Source organism: Ruegeria sp. YTSA168 (assembly GCF_059610045.1).
In genome coordinates, this window is sequence record NZ_JBXWMW010000006.1 from 59,711 (window position 1) to 77,790 (window position 18,080).

Genomic DNA, 18,080 nt, shown 5'->3' on the forward strand with positions numbered 1-18,080 from the left:
GGGGCGCGCTGCGGTCAGGCGTTTGGCCGCGGGTTCAGCGCTTTGTTGTAAGGGTGCCAGTCCGTGATTTCGGGGTAGTATTGCTGCCGCCAGGCCCGAACGCGGGGGTTCATGACGCGTCGCCACAGGGGTGGAATCATCGCAGCCACGGTCATCACGGGATAGCCATAGGGCAGTTGTGGTGCGTCCTCTTGCGCGTGGTTTTGCAACAGGGGGAAGCGCCGGTTTGGTTTGTAGTGGTGGTCCGAGTGGCGCTGAAGGTTGATCAGCAGCCAGTTCGAGGCTTTTTGCGCGGCGTTCCAGGAATGGCGGGGCAGGACATGTTCGTATTTACCATCGCCCATGTGTTTCCGTGTCAGCCCGTAATGTTCGACATAGTTGACCAGTTCCAGTTGCCAGATCGCAACACCCGCCTGCAGCAGGAACAATCCCAGCCCGGCCCATCCTCCGATCAGCGCCGCCAGCAGCAGCATCCCGCCCTGTAGCGCCCAATAGCGCCAGAACGGGTTTGCACTGTCTGCCCAAGGGCGATCTTTGCGGGCAAGTTTGTCCTTCTCGGCCTGAAAAGCTGAGACCAGGCATTGCAATAAAACGCGTGGATAGAAGCGATGAAACCCTTCGTTATACCGCGCAGTCACCGGGTCTCGCGGCGTTCCGACATAGCGATGATGCACCAGCAGATGTTCGGATCGGAAATGGGAATACAGGACCATAGCGAGCAGGATATCCCCCAGCCAGCGTTCCAGCCGGGATTTCTGGTGCATCAGTTCATGGCTGTAATTGATGCCCACCGTGCCCGACAGGATGCCCATACCAAAGAACAGTCCAATCTTGGACCAGGTCGTCAAGTGGTCGGAATGGGTTGCATACCAGATCAGGCCAAACAGTGTGATGAACTGAGCAGGAACCCAAAGCTTGGTCAGCAGGATATACCAATGCAGGATGTCATCGGGCGTTTCCGGGTCGGCATTGCTCAGATCAAGCCCGGTTAGCTGATCCAGTGCTGCAAAGGCCCACCAGGTGGACAAGGGGACCAGCAGAACCCACCATCCACCCGCAAGTGCTGTGGCCCAGATCAAGGGGATCAACAGGAACGACACCCAAAAAGGCATCGCGGTCTGCCAGCGGGTCAGGGTTTCTGTTGCAATCATCTGGTGCTCCGAACCTTTGAGAGCAGCCTAGCCCGAGCAATAGCGCTTGGACAGCGGGCTTATTGCCCCCTCCACAAATCGTGAGCCTTGCGCATCACAGTAGGCAGGTCGCTGGGTTTGAACTCATACTTGGTCAGAAGTGTCAGTCCTTCTGGTATGGTGTTGGCTGGCAGCTCGGCTGTCCAGATTTTCAGCACCAGATGGAAATGCGTAAAAGTGTGGCGCACTTCGCCCGGCAGGGTGCACCAATCCGCTTGGAAAGGGGGCGCTTCGGCAGGGGTCTCAGACCAGTCAGGCCCGGGCCAGCCGAGCATACCACCCAATAGACCCTTATCAGGACGGCGTTCCAACAGCAGAGCCCCGTCCTCGCGCTGGGCGATATAGATATGACCGAAGCGGGTGGGTTTGGGCTTTTTCGGAGTTTTCTTTGGCAGCTCTGCCTGTGTTCCGGCGACGCGGGCCAGACAGGGATCGCGCAGCGGACAGATGCCGCAGGCGGGGGATTTCGGAGTACAGATGGTTGCGCCCAGATCCATGACAGCTTGTGCGTAGTCTCCGGGGCGATGATCGGGCGTCAGCCTTGCGGCTTTTTCCTTCAGAACGGGTTTCGACCCAGGCAGTGGATCGTGAATATCATAGAGCCGCGCCATGACCCGTTCGACATTGCCGTCCAGCACCGTCTCGCGACGGTCAAAGGCTATGGCCGAGATCGCAGCGGCGGTATAGGGGCCAATTCCGGGTAATTGCAGAAGCGCATCGTAAGTGTCCGGAAACTGCCCATTGTGATCCTTGGCCACCACCCGAGCGCATTTCAACAGGTTGCGGGCGCGGGCATAATAGCCTAGTCCGGCCCATTCACCCATGACCTGATCATCCGGTGCGGCGGCCAGCGCTTGAACCGTAGGCCAACGCGTGGTGAAGCGTGTGAAGTAGTCGCGCACGGCGGCCACCGTTGTTTGCTGCAACATCACCTCGGACAGCCAGACGCGGTAGGGGTCAGGCTGTACACCAGCCGCCCGATCCGCCGGACCCATGCGCCATGGCATTTCGCGGGCGTGGTGATCGTACCAGTCCAAGAGCGCGGTGCTTACGCTGAATTCAGTGATGTCACGCAAGTTTTATCTAACTCCCTGTCAGGTTTCGCTGGCACCTATCCTCGTGCTCATTACAATAGCTGCGCAGGAGTTGGAAACCAGATGCAACGCAGACGTTCCTCGACCCGCGGGTTCAAACGCACCGCCAGTTTGCTGAATGATCAGATTCGGCGCGCCGGGGAAAGCCGGGGATTTGCTGTGTCACGTCTGCTGACCCATTGGGCCGAGATTGTGGGTCAGGATACTGCCTCCATCGCGCGCCCGGTGAATGTAGGGTATAGCAAAGGCGGGATCGGCGCGACGTTGACGCTGCTGACCACTGGGCCGCAGGCTCCGATGCTGGAAATGCAAAAAGAACAGCTGCGCAGCAAGGTGAATGCTGTTTACGGTTACAACGCGATCAGCCGTATCCGGATCACCCAGACCGCTCCGACCGGATTTGCCGAGGGGCAGGCCAGTTTCGATCACAAGCCGAAACCGCCAAAACCCGAAATAGAACCTGAAATTGTAGCCGAGGCAGACAAAGTGTCGCGTGACATTCACGATGGTGATTTGCGCGCTGCCCTTGAACGTCTGGGCCGCAACATTTTATCTAAGCACAAAAGCTGAGAAAGGGCTGAGAATGAGCCGTATTGCAACAGGAATCTGTGCGGCTGTCGCCATTGCCGCTGGTGGGTATTGGCTGACAACCACAAGTTCGACCCCTGCCAATCCGCTGGTCGGAAGTGCGAACGCACAAGAGGCAGAGCTGGACACTTCGACCATCGTTGAAATGGTTCAGGGGGCTGAAGATGCCCCGGTCGAGATCATCGAATATGCATCCTACACCTGCCCGCATTGTGCCACTTTCCATCAGGGGGCCTATAAGCAATTGAAGAAGGATTTCATCGACACCGGCAAGGTTAAGTTCACTTATCGTGAAGTCTATTTTGACCGCTATGGCCTGTGGGCGTCGATGATAGCGCGCTGCGCGGGTCCTGATAAGTTCTTTGGCATCACTGATCTGCTGTACGAAGGTCAGTCAGAATGGACCCGCGCCGGTGGTCCGACCGAGATCGTGGATGAGTTGCGCAAGATCGGTCGCCTTGCCGGGATCGACAACGACCAGCTTGAGGCCTGTCTGCAAGATGGAACGCGTGCCCAGACGCTGGTTGCCTGGTATCAGGAAAACGCCGAGCGTGACGGGATTGAGGCGACACCGTCTTTCATCGTCAATGGCAAGAAAGTGTCCAACCAGTCCTATGCTGATTTCAAGACGCTGATCGAATCTGAACTGGGTAGCTAAGCAGAAATCCGGTCGGCCCGAACAGGGCCGACCCTAAGGTGACGGCGCGACCTTTGCCAACATCTCTTTGACGGCGTCTGCATCCGAGATGCGAAGACGAACTGGCAGGGTCACAACCTTTCGCCGAAAGGTCTCGGGCAGGCGGACGGCGTCTTTCTCGGTTGTCACCATTTGGGCCCCCAATAGGCGCGCTTCATTCTCAAGCCGGGCCATCAGGGCCGGGGTCAGCGGCTGGTGATCATCCAGCGCTTCGGCGCGCACCAGGTCAGCCCCCTGTTGGCGCAAGGTCTGAAAGAACTTCTCGGGATGTCCAATTCCAGCGAAGGCCAGTACCTTTGAGCCTGTCCAATCCATGCCAGTTTGCAGGGGCTCGACCACTCCGGTCGCGTGCGGCACGGCAATCGTGTTACCCCAATGCGCTGCGAAGCTATCCTGAGCAGTGGCGTCCCCAAGCGAAAGTACCAGATCGGCGCGTTTCAACCCTACATCGACTGGCTCGCGCAAGGGACCTGCGGGCAGGCACAGTCCGTTCCCGAAACCGCGTTGGGCATCCACCACAATGATCGAGAAATCCTTGGCGACTGACGGGTTCTGAAACCCATCGTCCAAAACGATGACCGTTGCCCCATCCTCTGCCGCCGCGCGTGCCCCGGCGGCGCGGTCTTTTGCGACCCAGACATCGGCGAACATGGCCAGCAGCAGCGGTTCATCCCCGACTTGCGCTGCCGAATGCTTGCCGGGGTCGACCCGCACCGGGCCTTCCAGCGTGCCGCCATGACCGCGGGTCACGATATGCGGCGTGTGCCAGCTGTCGCGCAACTGCTCGACCATCCAGATGGTCGTGGGTGTCTTGCCAGTACCGCCTGCATTCAGATTGCCGATGCATATGACCGGCACGCCCGGTTTGAGTCCGGCCGCCGATGCGACGCGGCGGGCGGTGGCCGACGCGTAAATCCGACCCAGAGGGGCCAATACCCTCGCCCTTAGATCCAATTGATCCGGGGGGGTGTTCCAAAACTCAGGTGCCCGCATTGTCGGAACTCCGTTGGTCCAGCGCGTCCTGCACCATCTCGATCAACCTGTCGGCCTGAGGCGCGCCTTCGGTGATCATCTTCCACCCTGCCAGCGCCATCCCCGCCGCCTGATCCGGCGCCAGCAGTTCGGCCACCGCGTCGCCCAATTCGGTTGCGGATTTGATCATGCGCGCTGCCTTGATCTGTTCCAGCTGATCGTAAAGCCCCTGGTATCGATGCACAAATGGTCCGTGCACGATGGCCGAGCCAAGGGCAATCGTTTCCAGCGGGTCGCATCCGCCTGCGCCACGCTCAAGCGAGCTGCCCATGAATGTTACCGGGCAGACCCGTTGCCACAGACCCAGATCCTCGGGCTCTGAGGTCAGGACGACCTGTGTCGCGTCTTCGATCTGGTCACCCTCGTCCCAGTTGCTACAGCGTAAATCCATCGATGCCAATCGCCGCTGCAGGGGCAGTGCTTCGCCCATATCGGCGACATGCAACACCAGCACGAGCCGGGGCATCATGCGCAAGGCCTGACGGTGCGCGCTGAGGACAGAGATAAACTCTTTATCCTGAACCCATGCCGCCAGCCAGACGGGCCGACTGGACAGGTTATGGGTGACCTCGATCAGTTCGTCTTCGGGCCATGGCCTCGGGTTTGGACTTATCTGAAGGGGTGGGGATTCCTCGACTTTTGGCGTTGCAATCCCCAATCGCCGAATCTGGCGCGCGATCTCTTCTGATGGCGTCAGAATATGATCAAAGCAATTGAAGGTGTACCGGCTGATATCCGGCAGCCAGCGTGCAAGTCTGGCGCTTACGACATCAGGGGTTGCCTCGATCAGGATCAGAGGAATCTTCTGCCTTGCGGCGCGGGTGATGATGTTTGGCATCAATCCACCACCGACCCACAGACCCATATCCGGGCGCCAGTGATCCAGAAAGCTGCGGGCTGCGCCGGTTTGCTCCAAAGGTAGCGTGATCAGGGGAAAGCTGGTTTCCGCCCAACGCGAAAGATCAGCATCCGGAGGGGCGGTTAGCAGCACGGACAATCCGGGTCGGACCTGTTTCAGACGGTCGCACAGATCAACAATCACGCGCAGACGGTCCGGATCGGCGATATGCACCCACAAAACCTCGCCAGTTGGGCGGGGCAGATCGGTTCTGCCGTCGTTTTTCGGCATGCGCCACGACAGAATCCGATAGGCTATAAGGCTAAGCGATTGAGGTTGGCTCATGCCGGGATCCCCGGACCATCCTCATCAAGTTGCGCGGCAAGAATGGTATGCAGCCCTTCACCGGCAGCGACCACTCCGTTCAATCGGGGATGTTCGTTGTTAAAGCGCAGCGGCTGACCTTGGCGGTCGGTACATATTCCGCCCGCTTCGCGCACGATCAGATCCCCGGCTGCGATATCCCATTCCCAGCTAGGGCGCAGCGTCAACATTCCGTCGAACCGGCCCTCGGCGACCAGAGCCATGCGATAGGCCAGCGATGGGCGGTAAGCCCGTTTAAAGGGTGGCACCTGACCCGCGCGCCAATGATGCGCAGCAAGGTTGGGTTTGGCTGCCAAAAGCTCGGACTGATCCAAAACCTTAGCCTGTGTCGCGTGGATCGGCGCGCCGTTCAGCGTGGCACCCTCGCCCTTGCTGGCTGCATAAAGCAGATCCCGCATGGGCAGGTAGATCACGGCAGCAGTCACTTCGCCGTTGTCGGTAACGGCCAGCGAATGGGCCCAAGTCCGGGACCCTTCGGCAAAGCTGCGGGTGCCATCGATTGGGTCGATGATAAAGGCGCGGTCTCGATCAAGACGCGCGGCGGTATCTTCGGTTTCTTCGCTGAGCCAGCCATAGCCCGGGCGGGCCGCTGGCAAACGCTGTTCGAGCATCGCGTTCACGGCCAGATCCGCTTCGGTCACGGGTCCGGCACCGTCGGGTTTATCCCAGCGCTGCGCCTGCGGTCCCGAATAGCGGGACGCGATCTTGCCAGCCTCAAGGGCTGCGTCGATCAGAAGGGGCAGATCAGTTGCCGGCAAGCGTCATTCCTTCGATCAGTACCGAGGGCACGACCCGCGACAAATAAGGCCGCGCATCATTGGCCGAGATCATTCGCATAAGCATATCGCGCAGGTTGCCCGCGATGGTGCATTCGTTGACCGGGTAGGTGATCTCGCCATTCTCGACCCAAAAACCCGATGCCCCGCGCGAGTAGTCACCGGTATTGGGGTTGATCGTTGAACCGATCATCGAAGTGACCAATAATCCGGTTCCCATATCGCGTAGCAGATCGGCACGGCTTTGCGTGCCTTGGGTCAGGCTCAGGTTCCAGTTGCTGGGCGAGGGCGGGCCTGAAACGCCGCGAGCGGCATTCCCGGTTGACGCCATGCCAAGCTTGCGCGCGCTGGACAAATCCATCGTCCAGCCGGTCAGCACCCCGTTTTCGACAATCGCACGACGCTGGGTTGGCAGGCCTTCGGCATCAAAAGGGCGAGAGCCCGAGATGCGCGGGCGATGCGGGTCTTCGATCAGGGACAGATGCGCGGGCAGAACCTGTTCCCCCAGATTGTCTTTCAGCCAGGATGCCCCGCGCGCAATCGCGGCGCCGTTGCTGGCTGCCAGCAAGTGACCGATCAAAGAGGTCGATATGCGCTCGTCAAATAAAACCGGAAAGCTGCCGGTCTTTGGTTTACGCGCGCCTACTAATGCCACGGCCCGTTCGCCGGCGGAGCGGCCAATATCCTGCGGTGTGCGCAGGTCCGATTGGAAGGTGCGGACGTCGCCGTCATAGTCACGCTCCATCCCCGTGCCTTCACCCGAGATCGCAACGCAGGAGGTTGACCGATAGCTGCGCGCATAGTGTCCGGAAAACCCGTTGGTCGCCGCCAGACTAACCCGATGGGTACCGTAGCTGGCCGCCGCATCTGACACTTGTGATACGCCAGACACCGCCAGCGCGGCGGCTTCGGCAGCAATTGCATCGTGCATCAAGGCATCTGCTGCGGGTTCCGGGGCGGGGTCGAACAGTTCCAGCGCGTCGATATCCCAATCGGTCACCAGTTGAGCGCTGTCAGCCAGGCCCGTAAACGGGTCCTCGGGCGCCTCCTTGGCCATGGCCACGGCACGTTCGGCCATTTTGGTCAGCGTATCGGGTCGCGTATCGGAACTGGAGACAATCGCCTGCTGCTTGCCGACAAACACGCGCAGCCCAAATTCCGTTTCTTCCGAGCGTTCGGCATGCTCCAAGGCTCCGTGCCGCACCTCGACAGAGACCGACGAGCCGTCGATCACAATGGCATCCGCTGCCTCAGCCCCGGCTTTGTGGGCGGCATCCAACAGGTTCTGGGTCAGGTCTTGTGGCGTACGGGTCATGGGGTCTCCGGTTTATTTGCACAGGACGTAGCCTTGCACAGCCCGTCTCGCAAGACCTGCAGCCGGATGCAATCGCGGTGTTTACATCCAAGGTCATGAACAAGGGCGCATTGGGGCGCCCTTGTTCGATCACATTTACTTAATGCGTTGACCATTGGCCAGAATCTGGCCGTCTTCTTTGAACTCGATGGTCGATGTCAGCGTATCGGGTTCATCACCGGGTACGGCCATCATGCCCATCATCATACGCGCACCCAGCGCATCATTCTCGGACATCAGACCCATGCCCATCAGATTGTCGATCAGCGTATTTGCGCCTACCAACTCAAGATTGGCGACACCCGATGGGGCGGGCATGCCAAATTCCTGGGTGTTTTCGTTGTCGAAGGCAAAGTCTCCGTCACCCGACAGGCGCGCGCCAACCAGCGAGACCAGCAGCTCGTTGATCTTGAGCGAATGCAACTCGGCTGGCATCTCGTCCGAGCTTTCCAATGCTGCCGCCTGTTCCGGGTCGAAGATGTTCATCAGAACCTTGGCCGTTCCGCTTGTATCCAGCGCAATTGTGGCCGGATCGCGCGGCAGGGTGCCTGCCGGGTCGAACATGCTCCACAAAACGTCGGACATGGTGAAATCGGTCAGGTTCATCGCAAAGCCGAACGGTTTGACCTCATCCGAGGGTTGCACCGGGATATCAAGCTTCAGACCGGCCTTCTCCATCGCCAGTTCCAGTGGGAAAGGCAGGTCGGCTGTGGTCACCGCCATCTGGGTTTTGTTTTGCTCAAGATCATAGGCCAGGCTTTCGGCGTCCATACTGGCCGCGAAACGCCCACCTTCGGAGGAGCTTGCCATGGTGAACTCGCTACCCTCTGCGACCCCGCTGACATTTGTCTCGCCTGAGCCGTAGGTGAATTCACCGTCAAATTCGAAACCCGAGGTATAAAACGCGCTTGGGTCGCTCAGGTCCAATCCGCTGGGCAGAACACTGTCACCTTCGAAGGTCAGCTCGTTCAGCTGCCCGACGAACAAGCCCGAATCCCCCAGGTCGGGGTCTTCAAACGCGATGTTGTAAGACAGTTCCGCGGCTTCCATGGTCTGTGTGATGGTGCGACCCTCACCAATCTGCATGCGCGAGCTGCCGCTCAGGTCGGTCATGTCGAACCTGACGTCAAACGCATCCGCACGCAGCGCTTCGTCGCCTGCCTCCAGCTCTTGCAACGCGACGCTGAACTCGGATGCTGAATAGTCATAGGTCATATCTTCAGGCGTGCCCGAAACCACCATGTCCAGATCGGACTGCGAATAGACCATATCGACGGAAAACACCTCGTCTTCGGCGGTGCCGGCCAGTGTTACCGAGAAGCTTTCGGGAAAGCCGATGCCGACGGTGCCATCACCATTTTCCGTCAGCGTCACTTCAGGCACCACCATGCTGAACTCGCCCTCATCATCGGGCAGTTCCATCAGCACGGTCATGTCCGCGATTGTGGTCACGTCCCCGGCGCTGCTTTGACTGCCGGTGATAGTATAGCCCATCGACTGAAAGTAAGATTGCCAATCCGCCCAGATATCATTGGCGGTCAGGTCGGCCCAGGCGCCTTGGGTGGCAATTGTATAAGCCAGGGCTGCGCCGCAGCTGCGGCGGAAGAAAACAGACATAAGGTAACCCTTCTTGATCAATTTGCTGCGCATGGTCGGGTTTGTGGCGGGTATCGTCAAGGGGCAAGGGCTGGACCCTTTCCCCGTTTCCGCGCTACGCCTGTAGCCAAATACCAGCCCAATGCGTGAGGAGGGGCAAATGCAGGGAAAAACAGTACTTATTACCGGGGCCAGCAGGGGTATCGGGGCTGAGGCAGGGCGCGTTTTTGCCGCAGCCGGGGCCAATGTGGCGCTGGTTGCACGCAGTCGTGATCAAATCGATGCACTGGCGGCTTCGCTGGGCGACAATGCAATCGCGCTGGCCTGCGATGTCAGCGATTTCGCGCAGGTCGAGCAGGCAGTGGCCGATTGCGTTGCTCGTTTTGGCGGATTGGATGTGCTGATCGGCAATGCCGGGGTGATTGAGCCGATTTTTCATCTGGCCGATGCTGATGTCGACTCCTGGAGCCAGGCCATCGACATCAACCTCAAAGGTGTCTTTTACGGGATGCGCGCCGCCCTGCCGGTCATGCGCGCGGCGGGCGGGGGGACGATACTGACCGTCTCGTCGGGCGCCGCCTCGAACCCGGTTGAGGCGTGGAGCCACTATTGTTCCTCGAAAGCGGGGGCAAAGATGCTGACCGAATGCCTGCATCTGGAAGAGGCGCATAATGGTATCCGCGCGATGGGTCTTTCGCCGGGTACGGTGGCCACAGATATGCAGCGTGTCATCAAGGCCAGCGGCATCAACCCGGTCAGCCAGTTGGACTGGGATGTTCATATCCCGGCGGATTGGCCTGCACGTGCATTGTTGTGGATGTGTTCGCAGGATGCAGATGAGTTTCTGGGGTCCGAAATTTCCCTTCGGCAGGATGACATTCGCCAAAGGATCGGTCTGACGTGATTGAACTGACGCAAGAGGGCGGGCTTTGGACCGTCACAATCAACAACCCCGGCAAGGCAAACGCTTTGACCGGGGCGATGTTGACCGAACTCGCCGAGATTGCAGAGGCTGCCACCGAGGCCCATGCTTTGATTCTGACCGGTAAGGGAAAGGTGTTCAGCGCAGGGGCCGATCTGGACGAGGCGCGGGCCGGGCTTGCCACCTCGGACGTGTGGGAACGCCTATCAGGCGCGATTGCGGCCTTGCCTTGCCTGACGGTGGCCGCATTGAATGGCACCTTGGCCGGGGGGGCGAACGGGATGGTGCTGGCCTGTGATTTACGCATCGCGGTGCCGTCGGCCAAGTTCTTCTATCCGGTGATGAAGCTGGGTTTCCTGCCTCAGCGGTCCGATCCGAAACGCATGGCGGCATTGATAGGCCCGGCGCGGACCAAGCTGATCCTGATGGCGGGGCAGAAGATCACAGCAGAAGAGGCCTATGCCTTTGGTCTGGTCGACCGCATCGTCGCACCCGAAGACCTGATGCCCACTGCGCAAGAGCTGGTGGCGGACAGTGTGGCTGCAAAACCCGACATCGCCGCTGGCATCGCCGAGCTGTGCCGATGAGGTTGTCCGCGCTGCGATTGCGCGTCGCCGACCCGGATCGCCTAGCCGGTTTCTATCGGGAGGCGCTGGGTATGTCGGTGCAGGTCGAGGGGCAGAACCGCCGTGTTGGCTATAACGGGCAGGATGCGGATCTGTTGCTGATGCCGGGTGGCGGCGGGTACGCCCATGATCAGGGGCAACGATACTGGAAGATCGGGATTACCCTGCCCAATGTGGACGTGGCGGTTGAGGCGTTGGGCAAACAGGGCCATGCTGTCAGTGTCCCGCGTCAGTTTCTGGATATCGGCTACATGGCCCATCTCAGCGACCCCGAAGGCTTTGTGATCGAACTGCTTCAGCATGATTTCGAAGGCAACCGACCCGAAACCGCAGCCGACCCAGCGCAACCCTTTGCGAAGGCACGGGTTGGTCAAATCACCCTGCGGACCGGTGACATCGCAGCGGTAGATGTAGTCTGTCGCGCCCAAGGTATGTCCTTGCTATCGATGCAAGAGGTCGCCTCGCACGGCTTCGATCTGCATTTCTATGCGTTCAAGCATGACGTACCGCCTGATCCCGATCTTTGGGCGGTGTCGAACCGCGAATGGCTGTGGAAACGACCCTACACAACGCTGGAATTCCAGCACATCCCGGGTGCGCAATTCGCGCCTGTGCCGGACTACAAGGGGCTGGAGGTCGAAGGTTTGGCAGAACCTATTCAGGATGCGTTTGGCAATCCCATCTTTCCAGTTTGATCATCGCCCTCTGCGCTTGCCCGGCACTTTCGATTGAAATGCGGGTGGGCGTTTGCGGACCCAGTTCAGGAATTTCTCAAGCCGTGGATGAGCGCGCAGGGCCTCAGCCGTGTTGAAACTGCGCGCCAGTTCGGCCTCAGACAAGGGAGCGTGGACCTCTTTGTGGCAAATCTTGTGCAGCAGCACGGTGGGTCCGCCCTTGCCTCCTTTGAGTTTTGGGATCAGATGATGCAGACTGCCACCGCCTTCCGGGATCGGGCGGTCGCAAAGCGGGCAGATTTGATCGCTGTTCGTCATGATCTGGAATGATGCGCCTGCGGGCGATGAAGGCAAGAGGGCTGCAATGGCGCAGGCAGTGGTAATCGGGGCAGGGCCCGCCGGATTGATGGCCGCAGAACAGCTGGCCCAAGCTGGTCACAAGGTTTCGGTGGCCGAGGCTAAGCCTTCAGTCGCGCGCAAGTTTCTGATGGCGGGTAAGTCGGGCTTGAACCTGACCAAGGATGAACCTTTCGAGACGCTGCTCCAATCCTATGACGAAGCCGCTGACTGGCTCCGCCCGATGCTAGCTGAATTCGACGCGCAGGATGTGAAAAACTGGGCTCAGGAGCTGGGGCAGGAACTATTCACCGGTTCTACCGGGCGTGTGTTCCCGTCGGTTATGAAAGCCTCGCCGTTGCTGCGCGCGTGGTTGGCGCGCCTGTCTGAAATTGGCGTTGAGATTAAAACCCGCTGGCGCTGGACCGGATGGCAGGACGACGCGCTCAGCTTTGACACGCCAGACGGGGCGCAGGCGGTGAAAGCCGATGTGACGATCCTTGCAATGGGTGGGGCAAGTTGGGCGCGTTTGGGATCGGATGGGGCTTGGGCGAATGACCTTGTCCAAAGAGGTGTCGAGGTCGCCCCCTTTGCCCCCGCAAATGCGGGTCTGCTTGTCGATTGGTCCGATCACATGTCAAAGCACTTCGGCGCGCCGATCAAAGGCGTCGCCCTGCGGGCCGGATCGCTGCGCACACGGGGCGAGGCCGTGATCTCAGCCCGTGGTCTGGAAGGCGGCGGCATCTACAGCATCTGCAAAGCCGTGCGGGAAGGGGCGGAGTTGACCTTTGATCTGATGCCCGATCTGTCGGCGGAGGATGTGGCGCAGCGCCTAAGCAAAACACGCGGCAAAGCCAGTCTATCCAACCATATTCGCAAGTCGCTCAAGCTGGGTCCGACCCGAACCGCTTTGCTGACCGAGTTTGGTCGCCCCCTTCCCACCGAGCCCGAGGCGTTGGCCAAGGTGATCAAGGCGTTGCCCATCTGTCATTCTGGATTGCGCGCGATAGACGAAGCAATCTCGACCGCGGGGGGCGTTTCACGCGATGCGGTGAGTGACGGCCTGATGCTGACCAACCTTCCGGGTGTGTTCTGCGCGGGCGAGATGCTGGATTGGGAAGCCCCGACGGGCGGCTATCTGCTCACGGCGTGTTTCGCCACCGGGCGCTGGGCTGGTCGATCAGCCACGGACTGGTTGCAAACTAGCTAAGTTCGGCCAGTTTCTTATAGGCAGGCCGGTTCCGCATTTCTTTGCCATAGGTTTTCAGTACATCTGAGTTCAAAGGGAATCCGGCGCCTTTGGCCCAGCTCATGCAATGGACCAAAAGGATATCGGCAATCGTCATTTGATCACCCAGCAGGAACGGACCTTGAAACCGGCGTTCTAGTCGCTGGAAGTTATTGTCGAATTCCCATTTGGCCGCCTCACTGATGCCGGGTGCGCGTTTGTCTTCGGGCAAAATGAAGCCATGTCGTGCGGCGACCCACAGAACGGCGTCCAACTCGTCAAGAATTGCATGAAAAAGCGAATCCTGAATAGCGCGGTCATAGCTGCCTGCCGGATAGGTGAAAGCGCCATGTTTATCAGCCAGATAGGTCATGATCGCGGAGCTGTCCGAGATCAAATGGCCACCATCCTCGAGTACAGGGATCTTGCCCGTGTGGTTCAACGCCACGACCTTGGGGTCGCGTGGACCGACTTTTATCAGCTCATATGGCTGACCCAACTCTTCAAGCAGCCAGATGACACGCGCTGCGCGGCTTCGAACGCTCCCATAGACTTTGTACATGCTATCCTCCTGCCAAATGCCTGACCGAATGTGACCCGGATCGCGCGTACGTCAAGACATACGCGGGGTCAGCGTGACCGCGCCAGCATCGCCAATCGGATCATTGCGCGTTCGACCAATGCCATCGCGGGGGCGGTTTGGCCGGCAGATCGCAGGGACAAATCGGTGTCGGTCAGAACCGTCAGTGCCGTTTGTAGTTTCGGTGCACCCCATCCTTGGGCCTGCCGCAGAATGCGGTCGCGCCGTTTGCCGTAAACCGGAGGCCGCAGCTTACCGATGCCTTGCGCTGCACCACCGGGATCTGAGGCGCAGGCATAAAGCGTTCGAAAATGCCGGGTCGCACCGATGCACAGTGTCACCCCATTGGTGCCTTGTGCCTGCAACCGCCGGATCAGCGGCCCGATTTCGCCGGCGCGTCCCTCGGCAACAACGTTCAGGACATCATCCAACGCTGCCTCGGTCGAGCGGGGCGCGCAGGCTTCGATGTCATCCATGCTCAGCTCGGTGTCATCGCCGCGTTTGTAAAGTGACAACTTTTCAATGGTTTGGGAGAAGTCGCCGGGGCTAAGGCTGACGGCCAGCTCGCTGAGTGCTGACATCGGATCGCGTGGGATGTTGCGTAGTCCTGCTTGGGTCAGAACCCGCTCGACCTCGGCCCGTGACGGGGGATCATCGTAGATGCCAACTGCGTAAGCCTGTGGATGCGCCTCAAAGGCTTTCCGGATTTTCGAACTGGGTTTTAGCTGACCCGCGGTGACGATGATCTGCGCATCACCGGGTGCCCAATCCTCGAGCGCTGCCAGAATCGAAGGCGCGGCGGTATCGGTCGCCTCTTCCACAAAAACCGCGCGCGGCCCTGGAAAAAAGCCAACCGCCTTAACTGCATCCAACAACAGAGCAGGATCGCCGCGCAGGTCGCTGCCCGGCATCCGCGTCAGGCGCATTTCTTCTTCGGCACTCTTTCCAAGCAGAGCCGCGAGAATCTGTTGGCGTTTCAACGCCACCCGCATGGCATCGGCACCGTAGATCAGCAGCCCGGTTTTGTCCGCATCCGGCTTGGCGAAATAGCCATCCGCCTCGCGCGGGCTCAGCTTCATGCGGTCAGGTCCGGCGTGGCATACAGCCGATTGACGATCTGATCCGACAGAATCGACATCAACCGCCGTTTCGCGTCCCGCTCGTCTGCCAGCGTGGAAACGGTCGAGCCTGCAGCCGAATATCCCACGAAATCAGTAACCGAGCCCGACGCCATGATCTGGCCCGTTTCATTGGACCGAAGCGAATACTCGACCCGGCCGTTGATTGTATAGCGGTTGATTTCGTTGGTGGTGGTTATCGCGGCGGCTTGAATATTGGTCGTAACCTGGACGTTCAGTTTGTAATCCTTGCCGGATGTAGCGCTGCGGCCCAGCTTTTGTTCAAGGTTTTCAACCAGAAGAAAGCTATCAACCGTGTTCGGGGCCGATAGCTCGACCCGGCCAAACAGCTCTGAACCAGACCCACCGGGGGCGTAAACAGGTTCAAATCCGCAGGCAGACCCGGCAAGGCAGGCTGCCAGTGGCATCAGTAGAACTCTTCTGCGATTAAACGACGACATTCACGATCCGACCCGGAACAACAATGACTTTCTTCGGCGCCGAACCATCCAGCGCCTTTTCGACAGCTTCGGTGCTAAGCGCGATTTTTTCAACCTCGTCCTTGGGCATATCCTTCGGAACGCTGATTTCCGCGCGGCGCTTTCCGTTGATTTGAATGGGCAGGGTGACGGTATCATCCACCAGCATCGCCTCATCCGCCTCGGGCCACGAGGCAGTTGCCACCAGCCCTTCACCTCCCAACATTTGCCAGAGCTCCTCGGACAGGTGCGGCGTCATCGGTGACATCAGCTGTGCCAATATCTTCGCTGCCTGGCGTTTGGCATCTGACCCGGCTTTGGATTTCGCAAGCGTATTTGTGAACGCGTAAAGCTTGGCGATAGATGCGTTGAAGCCAAAGGATTCGACCCCGCCAGATACATCATGGATCGCTTTGTGCATCTCGCGCAGAAGGGTCTCATCCTCGTCATTGGCGGGGATATCCGACTCGGCGATCTCAGACGCGATACGGTGCACGCGGCTGAGATGCTTAAAGGCGGCCTCGGCCCCGGATGCGGTCCATTCCACGTCCCGTTCAGGCGGAGAATCGGACAGAACAAACCAGCGCGCAGTGTCCGCACCAAAGGCTGAGATAATGCTGACAGGGTCGACCACGTTTTTCTTGGATTTCGACATTTTGGCCGAGGGGATGATTTCGACCTCGGTGCCGTCGGCCAGTTTTCCGTCGGTCACATCTTCAGGCAGGTGATAGACCGGACGACCGTTGGCGTCGCGCGTCTGGTAGATTTCATGCGTCACCATGCCTTGGGTGAACAGTGCATTGAACGGTTCGATGGCTTTTTTCGGCAGATGACCGGTGATCTGCATCGCCCGCGCAAAGAAACGGGAATAGAGCAGATGCAGAATCGCATGCTCGATCCCGCCAATATACTGGTCGACATTCATCCAGTATTCCGCCTCGGCCAAATCTGTGGGTGTTTCAGCGCGCGGGGCGGTGAAACGAGCATAGTACCAGGACGAATCGACAAACGTGTCCATCGTGTCGGTTTCGCGTTTGGCAGGCGCGCCGCAGGCCGGGCACGGGGTATCGCGCCAGTTGGGGTGGCGGTCCAGCGGGTTGCCGGGGATCGAAAAGTCGATGGGTTTGCCGTTGCCATCATCATAGGGCAGTTCGATCGGCAGGTTTTCTTTCTTCTCGGGAACTGTGCCGCATTTTTCGCAATGAACCACGGGAATCGGGCAGCCCCAATAGCGCTGACGGCTGAGGCCCCAGTCACGCAGGCGGTATTTGACCTGTGCTTTGCCCAAATCCCGCTGTTCGAACCAGTCGATTGTTTTGTCGATTCCATCCTGGCTGGTGGTTTCGCCCAGACCGGCAAAGTGGTCGATATAGACGACTTTTTCAGATTTCTGGGGTACCAGCGCCTCGGTACCGATTTCGGACTCATCACCGGGCATATGGAATGCTGGAACAACAGGAAGCTGGTATTTGCGGGCAAAATCCAGGTCACGCTGATCATGTGCAGGACAGGCGTAAACCGCGCCGGTGCCATAATCCATCATGACAAAGTTGCCGATCCAAACCGGCAGTTCCTGATCGGGCCAAACGGGATGACGCACAGAGATACCGGTGTCGATGCCCTTTTTCTCGGCCTTTTCCATGGCCGCTTCGGTGGTGTCCATCTTGCGGCATTCTGCAATGAATTCAGCGGCTTCTGGGTTGCTTTCCGCCAGTTTGCGCGACAAAGGATGTTCCGGCGAGACTGCAATAAAACTCGCACCCCGCAGTGTATCCGGGCGGGTCGAGTAGCAGATGATCGGCTCACCACCGTCTGTGCGCTCAAACGGGATTTCGATGCCGCGCGACTTGCCGATCCAGTTTTCCTGCATCAGGCGCACCTTGGCGGGCCAGTTGTCGAGCGTGTCGAGCGCCTCAAGCAATTCCTCGGAATAGTCGCTGATCTTGAAGAACCATTGCGTCAGCTCACGCCGTTCCACCAAAGCGCCCGACCGCCAGCCGCGCCCGTTTTCAACCTGCTCGTTGGCCAGAACGGTCATGTCGACCGGGTCCCAATTCACCACGGCGTTCTTGCGATAGACCAGCCCGGCCTCAAGCATATCGAGGAATAAAGCCTGCTGCTGACCATAGTATTCGGGGTCACAGGTTGCGAATTCTCGGGACCAGTCGATGGATAGGCCCAGAGGCTTCATCTGCCCACGCATGTCGGCGATGTTGCTGTATGTCCAATCTTTCGGGTGGCCGCCGATTGCCATTGCCGCGTTTTCGGCTGGCATCCCGAAGGCGTCCCAACCCATTGGATGCAATACGTTATGGCCAGTCGCCAGCTTGTGCCGCGCGATCACGTCGCCCATCGTATAGTTGCGCACATGACCCATATGGATACGCCCGGACGGGTAAGGAAACATCTCAAGCACATAGTATTTCGGCTTGTCCGCCTTACGGCTGGCGGTGAAGATCCCGGCCTTGTCCCAGGCCTCTTGCCATTTTGCTTCGATTTCGTTGGCCGAATAGCGCGACATCATGCGGTCCTTCGTGAATGAAAACGCCGGGTCAGAACCCGGCGTGG

At 59.2% G+C, this 18,080-nt stretch carries 18 protein-coding genes; 6 read left to right on the forward strand and 12 right to left on the reverse strand.

Annotated features, from left to right (window positions below; translation table 11 throughout):
* Positions 1-14 precede the first annotated feature (14 nt).
* Both AC2FFE_RS12785 and mutY read right to left on the reverse strand, forming a co-directional pair.
* Positions 15-1,151 (reverse strand): alkane 1-monooxygenase, encoded by a 1,137-nt coding sequence (locus tag AC2FFE_RS12785; protein ID WP_496846799.1) that lies wholly within the window; start codon positions 1,149-1,151, stop codon positions 15-17.
* A 59-nt stretch (positions 1,152-1,210) separates the two neighbouring features.
* Positions 1,211-2,266, reverse strand: a complete 1,056-nt coding sequence (gene mutY / locus AC2FFE_RS12790; protein WP_496846800.1) for an A/G-specific adenine glycosylase — start codon at positions 2,264-2,266, stop codon at positions 1,211-1,213.
* An 81-nt stretch (positions 2,267-2,347) separates the two neighbouring features.
* Between mutY and AC2FFE_RS12795 the strand changes: the two genes are divergently transcribed.
* Both AC2FFE_RS12795 and AC2FFE_RS12800 read left to right on the forward strand, forming a co-directional pair.
* Positions 2,348-2,854 carry a DUF721 domain-containing protein gene (locus AC2FFE_RS12795; protein ID WP_496846801.1) on the forward strand — a complete coding sequence of 169 codons (507 nt, stop codon included), beginning with the start codon at positions 2,348-2,350 and terminating at the stop codon, positions 2,852-2,854.
* A gap of 13 nt (positions 2,855-2,867) precedes the next feature.
* The gene (locus AC2FFE_RS12800; protein WP_496846802.1) at positions 2,868-3,530 is read left to right on the forward strand and encodes a DsbA family protein; all 663 of its coding nucleotides are present in this window, start codon (positions 2,868-2,870) and stop codon (positions 3,528-3,530) included.
* A gap of 33 nt (positions 3,531-3,563) precedes the next feature.
* On the opposite strand, the gene lpxK is transcribed toward AC2FFE_RS12800, so the two are convergent.
* The 5 genes from lpxK to AC2FFE_RS12825 all read right to left on the reverse strand — a co-directional run bounded on the left by lpxK (position 3,564) and on the right by AC2FFE_RS12825 (position 9,570).
* The gene (gene lpxK / locus AC2FFE_RS12805; RefSeq protein WP_496846803.1) at positions 3,564-4,562 is read right to left on the reverse strand and encodes a tetraacyldisaccharide 4'-kinase; all 999 of its coding nucleotides are present in this window, start codon (positions 4,560-4,562) and stop codon (positions 3,564-3,566) included.
* A complete protein-coding gene (locus AC2FFE_RS12810; protein WP_496846804.1) occupies positions 4,549-5,784 on the reverse strand; it encodes a 3-deoxy-D-manno-octulosonic acid transferase in 1,236 nt (411 codons plus the stop codon). The genes lpxK and AC2FFE_RS12810 overlap by 14 nt, the downstream gene beginning before the upstream one ends.
* The gene (locus tag AC2FFE_RS12815; protein WP_496846805.1) at positions 5,781-6,581 is read right to left on the reverse strand and encodes an inositol monophosphatase family protein; all 801 of its coding nucleotides are present in this window, start codon (positions 6,579-6,581) and stop codon (positions 5,781-5,783) included. Before AC2FFE_RS12815 ends, AC2FFE_RS12810 begins: the two co-directional genes overlap by 4 nt.
* Positions 6,568-7,914 (reverse strand): TldD/PmbA family protein, encoded by a 1,347-nt coding sequence (locus AC2FFE_RS12820; protein WP_496846806.1) that lies wholly within the window; start codon positions 7,912-7,914, stop codon positions 6,568-6,570. The genes AC2FFE_RS12815 and AC2FFE_RS12820 overlap by 14 nt, the downstream gene beginning before the upstream one ends.
* Before the next feature lie 135 nt (positions 7,915-8,049).
* Positions 8,050-9,570, reverse strand: coding sequence for a DUF2125 domain-containing protein (locus tag AC2FFE_RS12825; RefSeq protein WP_496819632.1), 1,521 nt, complete (start codon positions 9,568-9,570; stop codon positions 8,050-8,052).
* A gap of 139 nt (positions 9,571-9,709) precedes the next feature.
* On the opposite strand from AC2FFE_RS12825, the gene AC2FFE_RS12830 reads away from it, so the two are divergent.
* Genes AC2FFE_RS12830 through AC2FFE_RS12840 form a run of 3 tightly spaced genes read left to right on the forward strand, consistent with a single transcriptional unit; the run spans position 9,710 to position 11,792 of the window.
* Complete coding sequence (locus AC2FFE_RS12830) at positions 9,710-10,453, forward strand: SDR family oxidoreductase (RefSeq protein WP_496846807.1); 744 nt, start codon at positions 9,710-9,712, stop codon at positions 10,451-10,453.
* Positions 10,450-11,058, forward strand: coding sequence for an enoyl-CoA hydratase/isomerase family protein (locus AC2FFE_RS12835; RefSeq protein ID WP_496819634.1), 609 nt, complete (start codon positions 10,450-10,452; stop codon positions 11,056-11,058). Before AC2FFE_RS12830 ends, AC2FFE_RS12835 begins: the two co-directional genes overlap by 4 nt.
* Positions 11,055-11,792 (forward strand): VOC family protein, encoded by a 738-nt coding sequence (locus AC2FFE_RS12840; RefSeq protein ID WP_496846808.1) that lies wholly within the window; start codon positions 11,055-11,057, stop codon positions 11,790-11,792. Before AC2FFE_RS12835 ends, AC2FFE_RS12840 begins: the two co-directional genes overlap by 4 nt.
* Here AC2FFE_RS12840 and AC2FFE_RS12845 read toward each other — a convergent pair whose 3' ends face one another.
* Entirely contained in the window at positions 11,793-12,089 is a 297-nt protein-coding gene (locus tag AC2FFE_RS12845) for an HNH endonuclease (RefSeq protein ID WP_496846809.1), read from the reverse strand.
* A 46-nt stretch (positions 12,090-12,135) separates the two neighbouring features.
* Here AC2FFE_RS12845 and AC2FFE_RS12850 point away from each other — a divergent pair, with 46 nt between their 5' ends.
* A complete protein-coding gene (locus tag AC2FFE_RS12850) occupies positions 12,136-13,317 on the forward strand; it encodes a TIGR03862 family flavoprotein (protein ID WP_496846810.1) in 1,182 nt (393 codons plus the stop codon).
* Here the strand turns inward: AC2FFE_RS12850 and AC2FFE_RS12855 are convergent.
* From AC2FFE_RS12855 to leuS, 4 genes are all read right to left on the reverse strand, one after another.
* Positions 13,310-13,897, reverse strand: coding sequence for a glutathione S-transferase family protein (locus AC2FFE_RS12855; RefSeq protein WP_480826359.1), 588 nt, complete (start codon positions 13,895-13,897; stop codon positions 13,310-13,312). The two genes, AC2FFE_RS12850 and AC2FFE_RS12855, sit on opposite strands and share 8 nt — an antisense overlap.
* 68 nt (positions 13,898-13,965) lie before the next feature.
* Positions 13,966-14,994 carry a DNA polymerase III subunit delta gene (gene holA / locus AC2FFE_RS12860; RefSeq protein ID WP_496846811.1) on the reverse strand — a complete coding sequence of 343 codons (1,029 nt, stop codon included), beginning with the start codon at positions 14,992-14,994 and terminating at the stop codon, positions 13,966-13,968.
* A complete protein-coding gene (gene lptE / locus AC2FFE_RS12865; protein WP_496846812.1) occupies positions 14,991-15,494 on the reverse strand; it encodes an LPS assembly lipoprotein LptE in 504 nt (167 codons plus the stop codon). Before lptE ends, holA begins: the two co-directional genes overlap by 4 nt.
* Positions 15,481-18,033, reverse strand: coding sequence for a leucine--tRNA ligase (gene leuS, locus AC2FFE_RS12870; protein WP_496846813.1), 2,553 nt, complete (start codon positions 18,031-18,033; stop codon positions 15,481-15,483). Before leuS ends, lptE begins: the two co-directional genes overlap by 14 nt.
* Positions 18,034-18,080 lie beyond the last annotated feature (47 nt).

Bases quoted from the DNA above. Each gene is read 5' to 3' on its own strand.
- AC2FFE_RS12855 (WP_480826359.1), bottom strand. From the start codon at position 13,897: ATGTACAAAGTCTATGGGAGCGTTCGAAGCCGCGCAGCGCGTGTCATC.
- AC2FFE_RS12800 (WP_496846802.1), top strand. From the start codon at position 2,868: ATGAGCCGTATTGCAACAGGAATCTGTGCGGCTGTCGCCATTGCCGCT.
- leuS (WP_496846813.1), bottom strand. From the start codon at position 18,033: ATGTCGCGCTATTCGGCCAACGAAATCGAAGCAAAATGGCAAGAGGCC.
- AC2FFE_RS12830 (WP_496846807.1), top strand. From the start codon at position 9,710: ATGCAGGGAAAAACAGTACTTATTACCGGGGCCAGCAGGGGTATCGGG.
- AC2FFE_RS12840 (WP_496846808.1), top strand. From the start codon at position 11,055: ATGAGGTTGTCCGCGCTGCGATTGCGCGTCGCCGACCCGGATCGCCTA.
- AC2FFE_RS12795 (WP_496846801.1), top strand. From the start codon at position 2,348: ATGCAACGCAGACGTTCCTCGACCCGCGGGTTCAAACGCACCGCCAGT.
- AC2FFE_RS12825 (WP_496819632.1), bottom strand. From the start codon at position 9,570: ATGTCTGTTTTCTTCCGCCGCAGCTGCGGCGCAGCCCTGGCTTATACA.
- AC2FFE_RS12845 (WP_496846809.1), bottom strand. From the start codon at position 12,089: ATGACGAACAGCGATCAAATCTGCCCGCTTTGCGACCGCCCGATCCCG.
- AC2FFE_RS12785 (WP_496846799.1), bottom strand. From the start codon at position 1,151: ATGATTGCAACAGAAACCCTGACCCGCTGGCAGACCGCGATGCCTTTT.
- AC2FFE_RS12820 (WP_496846806.1), bottom strand. From the start codon at position 7,914: ATGACCCGTACGCCACAAGACCTGACCCAGAACCTGTTGGATGCCGCC.
- lptE (WP_496846812.1), bottom strand. From the start codon at position 15,494: ATGTCGTCGTTTAATCGCAGAAGAGTTCTACTGATGCCACTGGCAGCC.
- AC2FFE_RS12850 (WP_496846810.1), top strand. From the start codon at position 12,136: ATGGCGCAGGCAGTGGTAATCGGGGCAGGGCCCGCCGGATTGATGGCC.
- AC2FFE_RS12810 (WP_496846804.1), bottom strand. From the start codon at position 5,784: ATGAGCCAACCTCAATCGCTTAGCCTTATAGCCTATCGGATTCTGTCG.
- holA (WP_496846811.1), bottom strand. From the start codon at position 14,994: ATGAAGCTGAGCCCGCGCGAGGCGGATGGCTATTTCGCCAAGCCGGAT.
- lpxK (WP_496846803.1), bottom strand. From the start codon at position 4,562: ATGCGGGCACCTGAGTTTTGGAACACCCCCCCGGATCAATTGGATCTA.